Genomic DNA, 19,077 nt, shown 5'->3' with positions numbered 1-19,077 from the left:
GAATATGAAAAGAGTTAAGTTTTTAATAATCATTGGCTTAGTTGCCTTGAGTTTTACTGAATTGATGGGGCAGCAAGTCCCTCAATTCAGCCAATATATGTTCAATCCGCTTTTTATAAACCCAGCATACACGGGTTACAAGGAGCAACTTTATGTGCAAAGTTATTATAGAAAGCAATGGGCGGGAGTCGAAGGGAGTCCCGAAACTTTGGCACTTGGAGCAGATGGTTTTTTGCCAAACCAAAATTTGGGGTTTGGAGTAGTGGCAGTATTGGATAGGATTGGAGCTCAGAAGACAAGTGGGTTTTATGGCAATGTTGCCTACCACCTTAGACTCTCAGAAAGTAGATTCCTGAGTTTTGGTGTTGGTATTGGAATCGTAAATTCCATGCTGGATGGTGCGATGCTACAGCCTGGAGACTCAGATGATCCTACCGTTCCGATTGGAAAAAATCAAGTAATGTATCCTGATTTCAAAGCGGGTTTGTTCTATTATGATGAGAATTTCTTCTTGGGAGTGGCAGTTGACAATTTGATGTCTCCTCTGTTGGATTTCGATAATGGTGACATGATTGTAGAGCCCCGATCACATTTCAATCTTTCAGCAGGTACTTGGATAGATATTAGTAGCAACGTCGCCTTCAGACCATCATTTATGTTTATGGATGATTTCAGGTCTCCATCTAGATTGGATTTGAATGCTTCTTTTGTTTTTCTTGAGAAATTCTGGCTTGGAGCTTCATACAGGACAGCTGTAGATTATGCAGATAGGGCTCTGAATGACCAACTGAAGAAAAACACCTCCATTATTGGTTTGATTGAAATTTACATCACAGAAGGACTTCGGGTAGGATACGCTTATGATCATTCCATCAATGGTTTTGATCCAAGAAGCTTTTCCACACATGACATTTCTATTGGATACTTATTTCCGGCAAAAAGGATAAAATCAATCTCACCTAGAAATTTCTAAAAATATGATCAAGAATTATACAATAATTACATATTTGATGCTCTTTTTTGTGGTAGGATGCGCTACGATAAAGGATAAACATCTCAAGTCTGCCAAGGAAAATGAAAGGATGCTCAACTTCTCTTTGGCAAAAGAAGACTATTTGAATTCATGGAATAAGATGGAAAATGCGTCCGCTGCTCGAGGAATTGCTGAAAGTAATGTAAGAAGTAGGGATTTCGAACAGGCAGAAGCTTGGTATTCGAAGTTGTCGAAAATGGAATCCTTTGAAAATCTTGATTACTTTAATTTTGCAAAGGTATTGGCTGCAAATGCAAAGTTTTCTGAGGCAAAATCCAATATTGATATTTTCATAGAAAATGAAGAAGGTGAAATTTCTCAAGAAGAAATAGAATCAGTTAAGATTGCTATAGAAAAAGGAAAGGATCTTGTCAATGCAAATACAGAAAATTTAATAGAACCTGTCAAAGGTGTGAATTCTTCTTTTTCAGAATTTGGAGTTCAGTTGGTGAATAAGGAATTTTCTTTTGTTTCGGATAGAATAGATGACCTTGAAGGAAAAATTGATTACAAAAATTCTTTTTCAAGTGAGCGATATGGTTGGACTGGAAATGGATTTTTGTCAGTTTACAAAGCCGATTATGATTCTACCTCAAACGCAGTCAAAAATGTGGATTTGAACCCTGAATATCATTACGGTTTTCATATAGGTCCAATTTATGAATCTCCAAAAATTGCTTTTTATACCAAATCCCCAATACCTAAAGAATCAAAAAAATTCACTGTAAAAAAGGTAGAGTTGACAGTCTTTCCTGGGATCTTTTATAAGGAAATGATAAATGATTCAACATTTTCTGACGAAAAGGCTTTGCCGATAAACTCAAGCTTAGCGTATATGCTGATCGATCCCTTCTGGGACGAAAAAGAACAAGTTCTATATTTCGCCTCAGATATGCCAGGTGGATATGGAGGAACAGACCTCTATCAAATCAAGAAACTGGAAGACGGAACTTGGACAGAAGCTGAAAATATGGGTTCAGAGATCAATACTTTCGGTGATGAGAGATCGCCTTTTATTGACGAACTCCAAGATTTGTATTTTTCATCCAATGGACATCCTGGACTGGGTGGTCTTGATGTCTTTCGAGTTCAGAATTATAGTGAAAACGCCGATTCGATAATTAATCTCGGGAGCCCAATCAATTCCAACAGGGATGATTTTTCATTTGTCAAGTTGAATAGCAAAAAAGCCTATATGGCATCTGACAGGGTAGGGGGCAGAGGTAGTGACGATATCTATCAAGTGATTCTTGACTATGAAGAATTTTTTGTGTTGACCGGAACCGTTTTGGATAAAAATGACAGCACTCCGATCAGCAATTCAGTAGTTACCGCTGTAAATAAAGAGAATGGGGTGAACTTAAGGTATATCACCGATGATGAAGGTAATTTTACCTTTAAGGTACCATTTCTTCAACCGTATGATTTGACGGCTTCTGCGACAGGCTATATTGGATCTGATTACAAAAACGTAGTAGAGGGAAGCCAAGAAGAAAGGATTCAAAAAGAAAAATCTGTAGCGGTGTATTTGGATAGATTAGTAATCAATAAGGTTTACTCGGTTGAGAATATTTTCTATGATTTTGACAAATGGGATATCAGGGAAGATGCAAAAGTTTCCTTGAAGAACTTGGTGAAAATAATGAGTGAAAATCCAACTTTGAAAATAGAACTTCATTCGCATACAGATGCCCGTGGTGCTAGAAGGTACAATCAAACGCTTTCTGAAAAGAGAGCAAAGGCTGCTGTTGATTTTATAATTGGCGAAGGGATAGATGAAACCAGAATCAAAGCAAAAGGATTTGGTTTTGAGCAACTTTTGAATAATTGTGGGGTAGGGATGGAATGTACCGAAGAAGAACATCAATTAAATAGAAGAACTGAATTCAAGATAATTGACCTATAGCATCCTAAATAAGAGCTGAATGATTTCCATTTAGCTCTTATTTTCAATTCAATGACATAAATAGGTCTTTTAATTACAATTGCTTAGGTTGATTTTTAGACTTAAGGTAATGTTTTGTAGCTTGAATTAGGTTAATAATGAATAGTGATAATCACTTTTAGTAAAGCTGTTTGTATTAACCACCAAAAAAAATAACAGATAAACTCATTAAAAATATATGTCCAATCAAGTAGAAATAGGTTTTTGGGAAGTTGATATCAAAACAGGTGACATTACGACTTCCAAAAGTCTTGACGAGATACTAGAAGTCAGAGAAAACATATGTTTTGATTTTAAAGAATTCCTTGATCATATCCAGTTTGAGTCTGAAAGGTTTAGGGTCTTGAGAAAAATCAAAAAAAGTATATCTCACAACAAATCATTCTCTGAAATCATCAATTTTATTTCATTCGAAAATCAAGAACCCATAAAAATATCGATAGTAGGTAAACCAGGAGTTCATAGTAATTCCTCCGTAAAAATGACGGGGATCGCATTAAAGTACAATGATGTGGAAAAGAAAGAAAGTGTTTTTCGAAATTTCCCAAAAGACATGAATGCAGTAGAAAATTCGCGTTTGGAAAAAAACATTAAAAAACTTTGCCATTTGACTATCCAGCAAAAAGTTGTTTTGACAGAGGTCAGGTATTTCATATCACACAAAATAATGAATCACGTAGCTAACCTCATTGGGCTCTATGATATCTATTCAGACCTGGACAGCGATTGTGACAAAAAAGAATTTGTTGATTACATGGGTGTGAGTATTTCCAAGCTAGACAATGAATTGAGGTTGATTTATGAAAGGATTGAAGAAGTTGATCTTGGATGATTTTCTTTGAAATGGACATCATATTTCAGATTGTAAAAATGTCAATTAAATATTTATGGATATACGGAACTTTGGCACTAACTAAGGACAAGCTTGATTTAGCTTAGATCCGATATAAATTGATATTAGATACTCTTAGATACTGAACAAAAGCAAGTAATCGACCATGGAATTAAAGCTATTGGCAAAGAAGCGTATAATCATATAAAGATTAATGATGGAAGTGTACTTCATAGAAGACACTTCCATTTTTTTTTTGAATTTATGAGAAATTGTGGAACCGAAGTTTCTGACCTTTAAGAATTGATCTTGGTGATGTAGGTTTGAAGTTCAGAATAGTGGTTTTTTCCAATCGGTATAGTGTGGTTTCCAATTATCAATTCTTTTGAATTGATGGCGTCTATGTTTTTGAGGTTGATGATGAAGGATTTGTGTACACGGATAAAAATCCCAACGGGTAAATTGCTAATGATATCCTTGATAGGACTTCTCAGGGTAAACTCTTTGTCTTTGGTAATGATCCTGGTATAGCTACCTTCAGTTTTTATAAAGTCAATATCATAAACGTTTATTTTTTTCAACCATCCACGATCTCTGATGTATAAAATGTCATTTTCTACCTGGTTTTCTGTTTCCATGGCGGAATTGGTCTTCGTATAGTGATTGTTGAGCACTATTTCGATCGTGATATTTAAAGTTTCCTTGCTGAATGGCTTCAAAATAAAAGCTTCGGGATTCACATTTTTAGCTCTTTCGATGGTAGCCTTGTCGTTAAAAGATGAGATAAAAATAATCGGTGTGGGTTTTAAAGCTCTGATTTTTTTGGCTACCATGATACCATCATTCTCATCTTGCAATTTTATGTCCATCAAAATCAAATCTGGCTCAAATGATTCCAAGACTTCTTCAATCCCTATTCCGTTAGGTCGCGTGTTCACATTGTCAAATCCACTTATTAATAACAACTCTCTAATTGTTTCAGCTAAAACAACATTGTCTTCTACTAATAAAATTCTATTTCTTTTCATTTTTTTTTGATTCTGAACTCCTGAATTGGGTGAAATAAAAAGAAGTTTTTGTTCTGGTGATAATTGGTCAAAAATAACAAATAAACGACATCAAAAACATTATAAATGGATGTTTTTTGATAGTTTAGGTAAAAAACTATATGTTTATTGAAGATAAATTAATTTTGACCGATTGTTTGTTGGCTATTTCTGATAATTTAATGTTTTTTCTGTAAAGTCAAATCACGATCATGTATATTTATTATTGATTTAATTCTATTTAATAAAACATGATTCTTGAAATGTACTATTATTTAAAAACAAAAATACTTATTATTTGCTCTTTAAAAAATACCAACTAGTTGGTATTTTTTGGCTTTTTTTGGCCTATTTCCGACTTCGAAGATCTAAAAGTAATTACGAATAAAAATCAATTTGATTCGCATTTATAACTTACGCATATCAGCTTTTATGAATATCCGCCTACATACAAGTAGCCACTTAAAATAATGTATTCAGTTTAAATCCATCAGCAGTTGACCGTAAGCTGTTGTCTGTTGACGATTATCAGCATGATTTATGTGTTTTAATATGCGTACTTGTACACAAGCGGATAATCATATCAGCTTTCTTGCACGTAGCCAATCAACAGAATATTTGATAAATGATTTGAGGTTCCGTTGACTGTTGTCCAGTGACAAAAATCAGTATCACATAAAATCTCTTCTGAGCCAACGTATCACATTGTGGATACTTATAGTAAAAATAATAATTTAGTTATGAATTGATTTTGGTGATGTGGCTTTGAATCTCTGAGTAATGATTTTTTCCAATCGGAATATGATGATTACCGATTTTCAACTCTTTGCAGTTGATGGCATCGACATTTTTGAGATTGATGATGTAGCATTTGTGAACTCTTAAGAAAATACCAATGGGAAGGTTGCTCAAAAGGTCTTTGGTAGAACAGCGAAGGGTAAATTCTCTGTCTTTCACAATTATCTTGGTGTAGTTCCCTTCAGTTTTTATAAAATCTATTTCATGAACATTTATCTTTTTTAGCCATCCCCGATCTCTTATATAAAAAATTGAATTTTCAATCTGACTTGCGAGCTCTTGGTGAAAATTGATCCTTGAATAATGGTTGTTGAGTATAATTTCTATCGTTATCATCAACGTTTCTTTACAAAATGGCTTCAATATAAAAGCTTCTGGTTTGACTTCTTTTACTCTTTCTACCGTCTCTTTATCATTCAATGCCGAAATGAAAATTATAGGTGTACAAGATATAGATCTTACTTTTTTGGCAATTTCAATCCCATCTTGTTCGTCCTGAAGCATCACAGCCATCAAAATCAGGTCCGGCTCAAAAGCTTCCAATACCGCCTCAATCCCATTTCCATTTGGTAGGATTTTGATGTTTTCAAATCCACTTAAAATCAACAATTCCCTCAAGGTCTCTGCCAAGATCATATTTTCCTCAATCAGTAAAATCCTATTTCTTTTCATTTTTTTCAATTTTTATTTTTTTAGAAATTTTAGATTGGTTTTGAGAAAAGATTGTGTTTTTTGATTTCTTTAAGAGATAGCTTGAGATCTTGATTTTAAGTTGGTAAAATCTTTATTGTGATTATCCGTTTTTCAACTTTAGTCATTTATAATATTGTTTGAAGTTCAAATCAATCAGCTGTGGTCTGATAACAGTCGACTATTGTCATTGCGGATAATCATATATCTTTATTTTTCTAAATGATACTGTTCATGTTACTTTTCAGATTTTGAGATTTGAAATTCCACTCGGTCATTTTCACTATGTTCTTCATCCGAGCAGGGTAAGCCCGGCAAGCAATCATTAATGGGGTTTTTTGAACCCTCACCTGTAGTTTGGATTCGTTCTTTATCGATTCCCTTTTTGACCAAAAAGGATTTGATTTCTGCTGCTCTTTTGTCTGATTTCCTTTTGTTTGCATAAGCATAACCCCTCGTGTCTGTGTAGCTGAAAATCTCCACTGCCAAGTCCTGATTGGACTGCAAGAGAAGGAATAATCTTTCCAGCTTTTCTAAGTTTTCATCCACAAGCAATTGATCAGAGGAATCGAACCCTTTATTGAGCAAAACTTGTTTTTTTTCATTCACCCTGACCATTCCCAAGTTTGATTTCTCCAAAGGTGTAGAATCGGTTGGTAAGGTTGCTTTGATTGGTTCATAGCCATGCAAAGTGATCCATACAAAGTCTCTTTTGTTTTCCTGATTTGTAGTCAACGTAAACTCACCTGATCTATCAGTCTGGAAATCATTTGTTTGATTTCCATCGAAAAGCTTTATTTCCATATTTGAAAGCGGTGTGTTGTAATCCTTGTCAAACAACCTCACTTCAAGATTATGAGTGGATTTATTGCGAAGTATAATTTGAAAAATATCATCAATTCCATTCCTGTTGGAACTCACAAATGCTGTTTCTTCTGCTGTGTTTGTGATGATTGAGAAAAACAAATCATCTCCTGATGAATTAATTGGGAAAAGCATGTTTTCTGGTAGGTCATATCCTTTTGGTGAAATATTGGAAAAAAAGACATCATAGCCACCATAGCCGCCATGTCCTTTGCTGGAGAAATAGAGTTTGGAATCATTCACAAAAGGACTTCTCTCATCATTGTCGCTATTGACGTTTTTTCCCAAATTGGTTGGTTTCGACCATTTTTGGTTTCCTAAATATTTCATGTAATAAAGATCAAGCCCTCCGAAACCCCCAGGCATATCAGAAGAGAAAATCAGAATCTGACTTTCTGAATCCCAATGTGGATCGATCATGGCAAAGTTGCCAGAATTGCTTTTCCAAAGCTTGAATTCAGGGCCATATTGACCATCTTTCCGAATTTCCCTTGCAAAAATTTCTGGATAAGTGATCTCTTTTCCTGATGAAAGAAGACTTTTTAACCCCTTTTTCACCTCAATTTCACTTGCTGAATAAAAGACAAATTCTTCAGAAAATGTTATTGCACCATGCTGTTCTTTGTTTTCAATAAATTCAACAACTTTTGGACTTTGTCCAACTCCCATTTCGGAAGTTCCTTGATATACTTTGTATGTCAGATTCTCAAAAGCATTTGCTGAACCTTCGAAAAACTTTTCGGGTCTGTTTGATACGAAGTACTGTGTATCACCATTCAATACCAGAGCGAAATCTCTGTTTTTGGAATTGAGGTTTTCCAATGGGACGATGGAAGTCACAGTATTGTCAGCCTTGGGATTTTCATTGATGTCCAGTATTTTAAGCATTCGATCTTGGTCAGCTTGTGAGATTTGTATCCTATTTGAAAACCTACTCAATTGGTAAATGATCCTTGCTTGTGCAAAATCATTGAGCTTGATTGAGGTTTCGAAATAGGGAATAATATCCTCACCCAAAAGTGCATACTTTTCTTTGAGATAGTAAAAACCTTCCGACGCACCTTCGTAATTTTTCAAGTGATAATTTGCCATTGCCAAACCCTGAACAGCTTCTCTAGTTTCTTTTACACTCAAGGATTTCTTATAAAGTTCAATTGCACGCAGATATTCTTCACTTTGATAAGCTTCCTGTGCTTCCTGCAGTCTCCGTTTTTCCATCGTTTGGAAAACCTGAGCATCGACATTGCCAGACAAGCAAAGGAGAAATATAAGTGGAGCTATGATTTTTATTGATTTCATGTTGTCTCAAAAGTATTTGGGTGAATATGATTTTGGTCTCCGCTGTGGGAACAAAAAGCCAACTGAAATGTCGTGAGTGGAAAAAGCACCAACACTTATTCCATTGATTTGGTGGTCATAAGCATAACCTATCCGAAGACCATTGGTTAACCAGATTTGCGCCATGCCTACTATGGCTGATCCTCTCCTGATGTTTTCCGGATTTGTTCTTTTGGCATAATCCACAGCGGTTCGATATGTCAACCCCAGCCAAAGCTGCTCGTAAAACAAGAAACTAGAACTTATATCTACCCTGGCAGGAGTTTTAAAATCATCCAAAATCAAGAGGGTATTTTTTGTACTGACTTCATTGCTCAAGTCAAACCAAAATCCAGTATATAAATTTGCTTGGACGGCATTGTTCAATAAAACGTCACCTTGATCCGGCTCAAAAAACAGAGAAGATAAATTATCAACCCCCAATCCAAAAAACACTGTTTCATCATAATAAAACACACCGGTTTTTAATTCTGGATAGGAAATGTTTTCTCCACCCATGGGAACTCCTGGGTCATCTTGATCTATCCCATCCAATAGCGACCCATCCAAAAAGGAATTTACAAAGCCCAGACCAACACCAAAACTCAAAAACTGGATTTCTGATAGCTGAAGGTGATAAGCAACATTCCCATAAAATGAATTGGTCCTATTGGCTCCTAGCTGATCATTCATGGCATGAAACCCCACACCAAGTTGATTGTTCTCCAAAAAACCATCTGCAGCTATCGCCAAGGTTTTTGGGCTTCCCTCGATACCTGCCCATTGGGTTCTATAATAACTCTGAACGTACAGTTGCTCTTTGTATCCCGCGTAGGCAGGATTGATAAAGACTGGGTTGAACATGTATTGACTGAACTGCGGTATTTGTTGTGCTTGTGTGTTGAACCCAAAACAGAGAATTGTAAAAATTAAAGCTATATGTAATTTTAATTTTGTCATTATCATTTGATTAACGTGATAAATCCACTTAAAACCAACTCTCTTCCTTCTTGATTGATACCTCTAATTTGGTAGAAGTAGGTACCTGCATTGAGTCCATCACCAAACCAGCCGTCAGTGTATTGTGACTCTCTGTGAAGTTCGATACCGTATCTATTGAAAATTACTACCTCCCAAGAATCTAGGAAGCTTTCCAAGCCTTGAACTTTCCAGCTGTCATTTTTCCCGTCACCGTTTGGTGTGACTACATTGGCTATTTTGTACGATAACTGCTCGTGTCGGACTTCTACTGTCTGAATGATTCGTTGTGATCCTTCTATCACATCTTTAAGAAAAGCTCGGTTGACCACTTCCAAAGAAGCCTCTAATGCCCTGACTTCAATTTCGAGAGTTTTGCTTTCTCCACTCAAGAGTGATGGAACTTCCCAAATCAGTGTCTTGGATGCAGGATCAAATTCTGCCATCATTTCCTGATTTCTGATTCTTAAAAACTCAACTTCTTCGGGCAGTGAATCCACCACAAAAAAGCCTGTCTCTCCTGAAATATCATCGCCTAGATTGGAGAGTGTTAAAGTATAGCTGAAAACCTCACCGACTTGGACAGAAGGTTTTTCAACTGCTTTTGAGAGTTCTAAATTTATTTCAGGGTTTACTTCATTTTCTTGGACAGGTACAGGTGTGATCTCTGCAGTTTTCTCGTCAAAATTGTCTCCTGATACTTCTACAGAATTTACAATTAATTGTGCATCTTCTCTTACTAAGGCCTGTAGGGTAAACTGGAGGGTTGCTTCAGGAACCAATGCTGGAATATTCCATGTTACCAATTGCCCAACGATCTCGGAAGGACCATCTGCTGAAATTGGTAGTAGATCTTCAGAAAGTAGGTCTTGAACCAATAGGTTTTCAGCTGATACGGTTCCAATATTGGTGATCTCAATCAAAAAGTCGAGTACAGATCCCACCGACACTTCACTGCTGTTTAGCAAAGTTTTGGTTATCATCACATTAGTATCAGTATCTGGTTCTTCATCAGAAATTACCCTTGTTTCGACAATTTGTGAAAGAATAGCTTGTGGAATTTCATCACTCCGAACCTGAGCTTGATTTGTGATGATAGTCCCATCTTGCGTATTGTCCTCGATTGATACCACAAGTATAAGCTCTAAAGACTCCCCTGATTCCAAAAGTTCAATAGCCCAGGTTACGGTTTCACCGGTCAAAGTTCCGCCGTTATCAGCGTTTTGGAAAACTGTATTTTGGGGGATTTGATCAATGATTTCTATATTGTTGAGGGTAGTGTTTCCAGTATTTCTTACAATCAAGGTGTATGTTAATTCTTGATTTACAGTTGCTTCTTCTGCATCTACACTTTTTTCGATTTCAAGCTGTGGCATGACCGCTTCTGTAACCAGTATTTCTACAGTATTTGATTCTTTTGTATTTTCTATATCATTTTCCAATCTTCCAACGGCCGTGTTTGGGATAATTGTGCCTGAAGCCAAACCTTCATTTAGCCTTACGCTTATAGTCAAAGTGGTAGATTGTCCCACAGATAGGGTAGGGATCTTCCATATAATGGTATTGTTGGAAGCCAATTGGACAAGTACAGAGGCTGATACGAATGTCAATTGGTTGGAAAGGATATCCCTGATTTCGAGATCAAGCAAATCCCTAACACCTTCATTTTTGACAGTTATTGAAAAGTTAACAACTTCACCAGGCATTGCAGTTGGTTGACTTACTGATTTGTTGATAGAAAATTCTTGGCAGTTTTCTGCAAAAACCACTGGAACTTGGATAGGAGGGAGAGTGTCCTCACAGAGGTTATCTATCTGAATAGACAAGTAAAAAGTAGAGATGTTGTCTTCTTCTTTCAGGTTGGAAATAGTCAATACACCATCATTTCCGATGCTGAAATTGATTTCTGAAATTTGTAGATTTTCTGTAATCTCATTTTCCAATGCAGCATCCAAGTACCAGCGATAATTGATCAAATTTTCATCAAATGTAACTCCTTCGATTAATTGAGGACTTAATTGAATTTCATCCCCAAAACAGGTCACATCTTCATTGCCAATGACAATAATATCTCCTTCCATCAATGTGGGAGCGAGAATGACAGAAATGGCAACACGCTCAGATTCCAAAAGGCAATTTGGATCATATGATGCTACATAGAATATTTGGTTTTCAGTGATTTCAGGACTTGTAAAAGGCATGTCAACTTGAAGCTCTGCCAAAGGAGCACCTCCTTCGGGTACGTCATACCATCGAAGCAAAAGATCATCTGCAGTATTGGCTGAAAGTTGTACGTTTTCTCCTTCACAAACTTCTATTTCTAGCTGTTCTTCAGTTGCTTCTGGTTTTTGAAGTCCTCGACTAATTGAGGCTAACTGTAGGCTTGGCAAATCACCAAGTCCTGCACTGTTTCTTTCATAACTTATCGAAATCTTATTGGCAGGATCATCAATTTGGAAAAGTATATCGACAAATTCTCCATTTTGCAGTCTTTGGATGGCTTCGGCATTGACTATGTCAGAGAGACTTTGCTCTGAGACTTGCTCTGAATTATCAAATGCCTTGATGATAACACGTGACAAATCTTGAGTCCCGATATTGTCGTCACCAAACCTGAATCGCAAAGAGAAATAGGATCCAGCGGGTGAAAAGTCAGAGAATATTACAAATTGCTCAATGGAAGCATCTTGATTGACAGCTGTAAGGTTCAATTCTGAAAAAGTGAGTGGGTCATTGTTTAATATATTTTCAGGATCCTCAACTGGTTGCGTTCCCAGGAGGTTGACCAAATTGAAGTTGTTTAAATTGAGTCCTGTGAAAAGGGGAGCTATGCAATCTTGGTTTTGGGGAACAATAAATACCCCAAAAATATCAGTCGAATTCTGAATTCCCAAACCCAAAAGAGCGCTAGAACGATCGATTAGACGGATACTTTGGTAAGTTTGACTGGGTTTGATACTGATGTAGAATTCTCCATTTTCATCTACAATTACCCTGAGTTCCTCACCAGTGAAGTTTTCAGGTGTGGCAGTACTGCCAGACAATATGATATCATTGCCATTTCTTGCTTGAATTTCCAGCGTATGGTTTCCAAATAGGTCATTCTGTAAAAGATTTGTACCCAGTCCAGAAGGGCTCCCCCCTAGGAGCGCCCGAAGGACTTCAATGTCAAAATCAAGTTTGATATAAGAGCTTGTGTTGGCAGGAATACTATTAGGAAAATTGATTTCCAATATCCCAACACTTGCCCCAATTCCCAAGGCCAAGCCAGAATTCGAAGTTAGTCTGGCAAATGTATCGAGCTGTCCATCCACTGCGTTTGTGCCATTGTTTACATTTTCTTGGAATGAAACTTCCGTTGCAAATTCTCGGTCGAATTGTGCCTTCAGGAAACTAGTGTTTCCAATGAATAAGATTAATGTAAATATCAGAAAGGCTCTGAACATCGGTATGGAGTTTATGTTTTTTCAATGATACTATTTTATCCTTTGGTGTCAATTTGGAAATCAGGCATTTGCTTTTGCCACATTCGGTGATAAGTTCCTTTAGTTTCTAGCAACTCAGTATGTCCACCAGATTCGATTAGGGAGCCTTTGTCCATAACCAGAATCTTGTCTGCACTGATGACTGAAGAAAGCCTGTGGGCGATTAGGATCACTGTTTTTCCTTTGTCTTTGAGGTTATAGAGGGTCTTGAGCGTAAATGCTTCTGATTCTGAATCCAAGGCTGAAGTGGCTTCGTCAAATATCAGGATGCTAGGATCTTTATAAAGTGCCCTTGCAATCGCCAACCTTTGTCTTTGGCCTCCTGAAAGGCTCACACCATTCTCACCGATATAGGTTTTGAATCCCTGGGGCAGTTCTTCTATGAATTCGAGTATGCCCAAATCTTGACAGATGGTCAGCACTTTGTCCAAGTCTGGGTTGAAGTCCCCAACAGCGATATTGTCAAGTATATTTCCTGCAAAAAGATGAATGTTTTGAGGAACTACACCAATCAGTTTTTTGAGGGAGGCTTCATGGATATACTCCAGGTTTTGCTTGCCGATATACACGCGTCCACTCGATATCGGATAGACTTTTTGGATAATGGATGTGAGTGTTGATTTACCCGACCCAGATTGTCCAACAATTGCAGTGATTTTTCCAGCCTCAATCTCAAGATCTAGCCCGGTGAATACTTGATTTCTGGAACCGTAACTAAACTCAACATCTTTGAATTGGATATCTCCGATTTGTTCCTCACTGATTCGGACTTTGCCTTCATCACTTTCTGTTTCAATGTCCATTATTTCGAAAAGCCGGTCAGCAGCGATCAGTGAATCCTGAATTGTTTTGTTCATACTAATAAAGGAAGCAACAGGGCCAGTGAAATATCCCATAATGGCATAGAATGAAAGGAGTTCACCTGCCGTAAGTTCGTTTTGTAAGACAAAAGATGTCCCCACCCATAGAAGAACCACAGTAAAAACAGAAGTGACCAATCCACTGAGGTTACCTATCCAAATGCCATTGGTACCTGATTCATAGATGGATTTGAGGAGATTTATAAATCTTCCTTCGGTTTTTAAGTTTGTAAAGTCTTCAATTCCAAATCTTTTGATGGTGCTTACTGCATTGAGTGACTCCACGAGCTGGGCTTCCAAGTCTGCGGAATTCTCCATCAACTCCCTTTGGGTTTTCTTGTTGACTTTGTTGGAAAAATAATAGATGATGACGTAAAGAGGGATCACAACCAACATCAAAAGAGCCAATTTCCAATAAAAGACAAACATCAGGGTAAATGAAAATATCAGCACAAAAATGTTGACGATAAAGCCTACGATTACATCATTGATGAATGCCCGGATTTTGACAGCATCATTGATTCTGGAGATTATTTCCCCCGTCCTCATGGTGTCAAAAAATTGCTGTGGAAGTTTGAGCAAATGTTTGTAGTAGCCTAATATGAGTTTTGCATCGATCTTTTGTCCTGTCTGCAAGGTTAGGATGCTTTTGAAATGTCCCAAAATAACACTAAACAAAATAATTGCGATCATCAATACACCCATTAGGTTCAGAAGATTGCCATTGTTGTTGGGAAGTACATTGTCAATGATTTTTTGAATGTACAGGGAAGTGGCCAAGCCTAGAATGACTGCAAATACAGAACCTATCAGGATTTGGGTGAAAATAAATGTATACGGCTTTAGCAAAAACCAAAAGCGCTTTCCTACGCTGTATTTTTCATTTTTCGCTTCGAAAGCATCGTTTGGCTCCAAGAGCAGGATGACATTGGTCCAAATCGTAAAAAATTCCTCTGTAGGAATTGTTTGGACTTTACCGAAGGCAGGATCCATCATTGTCACCTCCAAGTCTGAGGATTTGAGAACTACTACATAATGGTGTAGACGGCCACGGACGATTACATGAGCGATACAAGGCCCAGGAAGTTCGGAGATCTGATTGTTGTTTACTTTGACCCCCTTTGCATCAAAGCCCAATTGCTTTGCGGCTTCTATCATTCCCAATAGGTTTGTCCCTTTTTGGTCGGTGTAGGCGATTTGCCTGATCCTTGAGATAGGAACTTCCAAGTTATAATAGGCGGCAACAGCGGCAAGACAGGTAGCACCACAATCCGTAAGGTCGTGCTGTTGAATTTCTGTCTTTTTGAAATCCCTGTTTTTGAAGTAATTGAAATTGAACATATCTTAGTTGCTGGCTATGTTTGGATTCACCCAATCATCAACTTTATCAAACAGTAGGTTGACAATTCTCCTTCTCGTAAAGCTAAATCTTGCTTGTACAGTCATCCCTTTGAGCAACTGTCCCTTGTATCCATTCTTCAGACTCATTTCTTCCATTGGTAATCCACATCGTATTTTGAAATATGGTTTTCCATCTGACTGGATGAATACATCATTGGAAATTGATTCTATGTTTCCTTCTAAGAATCCCCATTCATTGTAGTTGAAAGCATCTACCTGAAACTTGACTGGAGTATTGGGGTTGATAAATCCAATGTCTTTTGGTTCCACATAGACTTCCGCGATCAAATCCCCGTCAGGTGTGATTTCTGCCAATGTTTCTCCAGAAGCGACACTTGCACCTGGGAAAAGCTGTCTGATGTCTTGGATAAATCCATCCACAGGAGATTCTACTGTATAAAACTTGATTTCTTCATCGATCTGAGCATCCTTTGATTTCAGGTCTTGAAGCAGTAATCTGATTTGATTTAAGTTACTCTGCCAAAGTGCAGCTTGCTGGGAGTATGAAGCCAGCACTGCGTTTTTGGAACTTTCATAAAGCTGCTTGCTGCGATCAAATTCCGCTTCGGCAATGGCACCAGATTCATAAAGCAATTCTGATCTTTTGAATTCTTTTTTATTGAGCTCAAACTGTTCTTTGAGGTCATTGAGTTTTTGGAAGAAAAAATTTGCCTCTTGTTGGTAGTTGGGATTGGACAGCTTAGGAATACTTCCCCATTCGAATCGATTTGTTTTTTGGATCAAGAAAGTCAAATCGTTTATTTGAGACTGGTATTCTGAAACAAGTCTCTTGGTGTTTCCTGACTGTTCCTCTAAAATATTTGTCTTTACTGTGAAGATTTTGTCTCCTTTTTTCACTCTTGAATTTTCTACTACAAAGACAGAATCAATATTGCCAGTCACAATCGATCTCAGATCAGATTTGTTGTCAATAGCCTTGATCATCCCAACGCCATTCACGTTCACATCTACTTTGATGATAAATATGGAAATGAAGATTGCTATGAGCAATAGCAAAACCATTTGGTAAAGCACGATAGATTTAGAATCGTATCTTTTGAAGAAATAACTGGTAGTATTTTCCAGAATTTCAGGTGGGAAGATGTTTTTGTGGTTCGTTTTCATAGTTGTAAAAATTACAGCTAGTGGAATGATCCACTAGCTGTGTTTTATGTTATCTTCTGTTTGCAGAGTCAAACAGACCTATATTGCTCAGATTCAATCCAAAGCCAAAAGAATCTCTATCACCATCTCTTGACTCTGATTCGCTTGAAAGGTTCAAGCCAATACCACCGATTAGGGTAGTTTGTGACGCAGATTCACCTCTGTTTCTGGAACCTAAAAGTCCACCCAACAATCCACCATTTACTTCTCTCAATTCTTCGGAATTCATTTCTTGGAATTTCATAATAATTAAATTTAGTTAGTTAGTTACCTACTCTTTTGAAGGTTTTCGGCATCCCCTTGGTCTGCTAGCATGTAGGGATATACGAAGGAGTGAATTCGATTGGATTTTATGAATTGAATAATTACATCAAAAAATAAAATATTTTATGAGTATCCGCAATGTTGCACGTAGGGTAAGAAGTACCTTTATAAGTTGCGGATACTCGTCAGCAGACAACAGCTCACAGTCAACAGAACCACAAATCGTTCATCCAACAACCCATTGTTTGGCTACGTGCAAGAAAGCGGATAGTCATAAAATATTTTTACTATGGAACATTTAAACAAGATCAAATTGAGAATTTGCATCTATGTGTAAAACTTTCTTAGGGATAATTTTTGGGTAAAAGACTTTCCAAATACTAAAAATGGATTTTCGGAATTTTGCCAATAGCTAATGAAAAACCTGACTTAGCTCAGATCTAATAATAATTGATATTAGATACTCAATTAAAATAGGGAAAGAAGGGGTAGGGGAAATAATTTTAAGGACAAAAAAAAACACAGTTGGAAAAATCTTCCAACTGTGTTTTTGTTATTTTTACTTTGTTTTTATCTTCTGTTCGCAGAATCAAACAACCCAATATTACTTAGGTTAAGACCTAACCCAAATGAATCTCTGTCTCCATCTCTGGACTCAGATTCGCTGGAAAGGTTAAGGCCAATTCCACCGATTAATGTTGTTTGGGAAGCAGATTCTCCTCTGTTTCGTGAACCCAAAAGTCCACCTAACAATCCCCCATTTACTTCTTTCAATTCTTCGGAATTCATTTCTTGGAATTTCATAATAATTAAATTTAGTTAGTTAGTGACCTACTCTATTGAAGGTTTTCGGCGTCCCCTTTTTTATGCTAGCATGTGGGGATATACGAAGCAGGTATTTGGGTTGGATCTATTGGATTTAAAAAAAAATAAATAAAAGTAAAAAAATACAAGAATCTGCATTTTGGCAGGTTGGGTGTGATGAGGTATTTTTTGTTGCTGGCTAATATAAAATTGTATTTCTGTCCAATTATTCAAATCAATAAATTAATGTGCTACATTAATCAAATCCCGTGTATGAGGTTTTGGCCATAATGAAGAAGAGAATAATGAATTTCTTCTTTTAGTAAATAATGGAGGGTGGTTTAATTTTGATTACCCTCTTTTTTCACCAATTATGAAGTGAGCAAACCATTATGTTGCAAATTGTAAACTGTCAACAGAAGATACTTGTACTTTGCGTTGTTAATCAACAGCAAGATAGATTCCTTGTATAAGAAGTTATTTTGCTAGTGGCTAAGAAGTATACATATAAGAAAAAAATGCCTTCGGTATCCACTTCTACAGGAAGTGAATATTCGAAGGCATTTTCTTTGACTAACTCGGAAGTATTGAGAGGCCTTGATTAATTCATAACCTTATGTGCTTCTACTCCTTCAAAGGTTAGCTTCACGGGGTTGATTTTACCATTATTGTCAAAGGTCATAGGTTCTATACAGGTAACCCTATGATTCTGATCAGTTTCAGAAAGGGGTCTTCTATGGTAGACCATATAGTAGTGCTCACCATCAGGATGAATCAAAACAGAATGATGACCTGCTCCTGTAGCCACTTCAGGATCTTGCTCCAAGATGATCCCTTCTCTCTCAAATGGCCCAAAAGGGCTGTCTGCTATTGCATATGCTACTCTATAATCAGGGCCAGTCCAACCGCCCTCGGACCACATGAAGTAATACTTCCCATCCTTTTTAAACATAAATGGCCCTTCCACATAGTTTTCTGGAGTGACCTCCCTGTACAGAGTCCCATCTTCAAATGGCACCAAACCTGTGAAATCATCATTCAATTTTACCACATTACAATGTCCCCAGCCTCCGTAATACATGTAATAGGTATCGTCATTTTCTTTGAAAATAAACTGATCAATGGGCTGTGCACCACCGACGATATCCTGAATCAAAGGCTTTCTCAACAAATCCGCATATGGTCCTTCTGGCCGGTCTGCTACTGCTACTCCGATTCCTCCAACTTCCCCTTCATGCACGTCATTTGCTCCAAAGAACAGATAGTATTTGTCATCTTTTTTTATCACGCCTGGTGCCCACATGGCTTTCTCGGCCCATTCGACAGATTCTGCTGTAAGGATTTTTTCATGTTTCTCCCAATTGATCAAATCTTCAGAAGAAAAGGCATCAAAATGTAATTGCTCTTTGTAGGGAGCCGAAAAAGTAGGGAAAATCCAATATGTATCATCATATATTATGGCCTCTGGATCTGCGTACCAGCCTTCAATTATCGGATTGCCAGAAGTTTTTTTGTCCTGTGTTTCGAGGGTATTGTTTTGATCATTGCTTTCTTCGGTTTGCTTTTGCTCACAAGCATTCATCAGAAATAGGCTAC

Annotated in this window: 13 protein-coding genes; 3 read left to right on the top strand and 10 right to left on the bottom strand. The window is 37.2% G+C overall.

What is annotated here, in order from left to right; all coding sequences use genetic code 11:
* Positions 1 to 4: 4 nt before the first annotated feature.
* From MM236_RS00755 to MM236_RS00745, 3 genes are all read left to right on the top strand, one after another.
* Positions 5 to 973, top strand: coding sequence for a PorP/SprF family type IX secretion system membrane protein (locus MM236_RS00755; protein ID WP_241273010.1), 969 nt, complete (start codon positions 5 to 7; stop codon positions 971 to 973).
* Between the two features lie 4 nt (positions 974 to 977).
* A complete protein-coding gene (locus tag MM236_RS00750) occupies positions 978 to 2,939 on the top strand; it encodes an OmpA family protein (RefSeq protein WP_241273009.1) in 1,962 nt (653 codons plus the stop codon).
* 217 nt (positions 2,940 to 3,156) lie between these two features.
* Entirely contained in the window at positions 3,157 to 3,810 is a 654-nt protein-coding gene (locus MM236_RS00745; RefSeq protein ID WP_241273008.1) for a hypothetical protein, read from the top strand.
* Between the two features lie 296 nt (positions 3,811 to 4,106).
* Here MM236_RS00745 and MM236_RS00740 read toward each other — a convergent pair whose 3' ends face one another.
* From MM236_RS00740 to MM236_RS00695, 10 genes are all read right to left on the bottom strand, one after another.
* On the bottom strand, positions 4,107 to 4,838 hold the full coding sequence (locus MM236_RS00740) for a LytR/AlgR family response regulator transcription factor (protein WP_241273007.1): 732 nt from the start codon (positions 4,836 to 4,838) through the stop codon (positions 4,107 to 4,109).
* A gap of 756 nt (positions 4,839 to 5,594) precedes the next feature.
* Positions 5,595 to 6,326: a LytR/AlgR family response regulator transcription factor gene (locus MM236_RS00735; RefSeq protein WP_241273006.1), complete on the bottom strand. Its 732-nt coding sequence runs from the start codon at positions 6,324 to 6,326 to the stop codon at positions 5,595 to 5,597.
* Between the two features lie 255 nt (positions 6,327 to 6,581).
* Positions 6,582 to 8,507 (bottom strand): OmpA family protein, encoded by a 1,926-nt coding sequence (locus MM236_RS00730; RefSeq protein ID WP_241273005.1) that lies wholly within the window; start codon positions 8,505 to 8,507, stop codon positions 6,582 to 6,584.
* A 6-nt stretch (positions 8,508 to 8,513) separates the two neighbouring features.
* Entirely contained in the window at positions 8,514 to 9,485 is a 972-nt protein-coding gene (locus tag MM236_RS00725) for a PorP/SprF family type IX secretion system membrane protein (protein WP_241273004.1), read from the bottom strand.
* 2 nt (positions 9,486 to 9,487) lie between these two features.
* Positions 9,488 to 12,949 (bottom strand): CLIPPER-2 domain-containing protein, encoded by a 3,462-nt coding sequence (locus tag MM236_RS00720; RefSeq protein ID WP_241273003.1) that lies wholly within the window; start codon positions 12,947 to 12,949, stop codon positions 9,488 to 9,490.
* 35 nt (positions 12,950 to 12,984) lie between these two features.
* Positions 12,985 to 15,189, bottom strand: a complete 2,205-nt coding sequence (locus MM236_RS00715) for a peptidase domain-containing ABC transporter (protein ID WP_241273002.1) — start codon at positions 15,187 to 15,189, stop codon at positions 12,985 to 12,987.
* A gap of 3 nt (positions 15,190 to 15,192) precedes the next feature.
* The gene (locus MM236_RS00710; RefSeq protein ID WP_241273001.1) at positions 15,193 to 16,374 is read right to left on the bottom strand and encodes an HlyD family secretion protein; all 1,182 of its coding nucleotides are present in this window, start codon (positions 16,372 to 16,374) and stop codon (positions 15,193 to 15,195) included.
* 49 nt (positions 16,375 to 16,423) lie between these two features.
* A complete protein-coding gene (locus MM236_RS00705; protein ID WP_241273000.1) occupies positions 16,424 to 16,657 on the bottom strand; it encodes a hypothetical protein in 234 nt (77 codons plus the stop codon).
* 590 nt (positions 16,658 to 17,247) lie between these two features.
* The gene (locus tag MM236_RS00700) at positions 17,248 to 17,481 is read right to left on the bottom strand and encodes a hypothetical protein (protein ID WP_241272999.1); all 234 of its coding nucleotides are present in this window, start codon (positions 17,479 to 17,481) and stop codon (positions 17,248 to 17,250) included.
* A 601-nt stretch (positions 17,482 to 18,082) separates the two neighbouring features.
* On the bottom strand, positions 18,083 to 19,063 hold the full coding sequence (locus MM236_RS00695) for a glycoside hydrolase family 43 protein (RefSeq protein WP_439648005.1): 981 nt from the start codon (positions 19,061 to 19,063) through the stop codon (positions 18,083 to 18,085).
* Positions 19,064 to 19,077: the final 14 nt, after the last annotated feature.

Source organism: Belliella calami (assembly GCF_022549695.1).
GTDB lineage: Bacteria > Bacteroidota > Bacteroidia > Cytophagales > Cyclobacteriaceae > Belliella > Belliella calami.
Note: the sequence above shows the minus strand (reverse complement) of the source record. Positions and strands in the feature narration are given on the sequence as shown.

Coding starts and splice junctions, on each gene's coding strand:
- MM236_RS00750 (WP_241273009.1), top strand. CDS start 978: ATGATCAAGAATTATACAATAATTACATATTTGATGCTCTTTTTTGTG.
- MM236_RS00730 (WP_241273005.1), bottom strand. CDS start 8,507: ATGAAATCAATAAAAATCATAGCTCCACTTATATTTCTCCTTTGCTTG.
- MM236_RS00745 (WP_241273008.1), top strand. CDS start 3,157: ATGTCCAATCAAGTAGAAATAGGTTTTTGGGAAGTTGATATCAAAACA.
- MM236_RS00710 (WP_241273001.1), bottom strand. CDS start 16,374: ATGAAAACGAACCACAAAAACATCTTCCCACCTGAAATTCTGGAAAAT.
- MM236_RS00705 (WP_241273000.1), bottom strand. CDS start 16,657: ATGAAATTCCAAGAAATGAATTCCGAAGAATTGAGAGAAGTAAATGGT.
- MM236_RS00735 (WP_241273006.1), bottom strand. CDS start 6,326: ATGAAAAGAAATAGGATTTTACTGATTGAGGAAAATATGATCTTGGCA.
- MM236_RS00700 (WP_241272999.1), bottom strand. CDS start 17,481: ATGAAATTCCAAGAAATGAATTCCGAAGAATTGAAAGAAGTAAATGGG.
- MM236_RS00695 (WP_439648005.1), bottom strand. CDS start 19,063: ATGAATGCTTGTGAGCAAAAGCAAACCGAAGAAAGCAATGATCAAAAC.
- MM236_RS00715 (WP_241273002.1), bottom strand. CDS start 15,189: ATGTTCAATTTCAATTACTTCAAAAACAGGGATTTCAAAAAGACAGAA.
- MM236_RS00755 (WP_241273010.1), top strand. CDS start 5: ATGAAAAGAGTTAAGTTTTTAATAATCATTGGCTTAGTTGCCTTGAGT.
- MM236_RS00740 (WP_241273007.1), bottom strand. CDS start 4,838: ATGAAAAGAAATAGAATTTTATTAGTAGAAGACAATGTTGTTTTAGCT.
- MM236_RS00725 (WP_241273004.1), bottom strand. CDS start 9,485: ATGACAAAATTAAAATTACATATAGCTTTAATTTTTACAATTCTCTGT.
- MM236_RS00720 (WP_241273003.1), bottom strand. CDS start 12,949: ATGTTCAGAGCCTTTCTGATATTTACATTAATCTTATTCATTGGAAAC.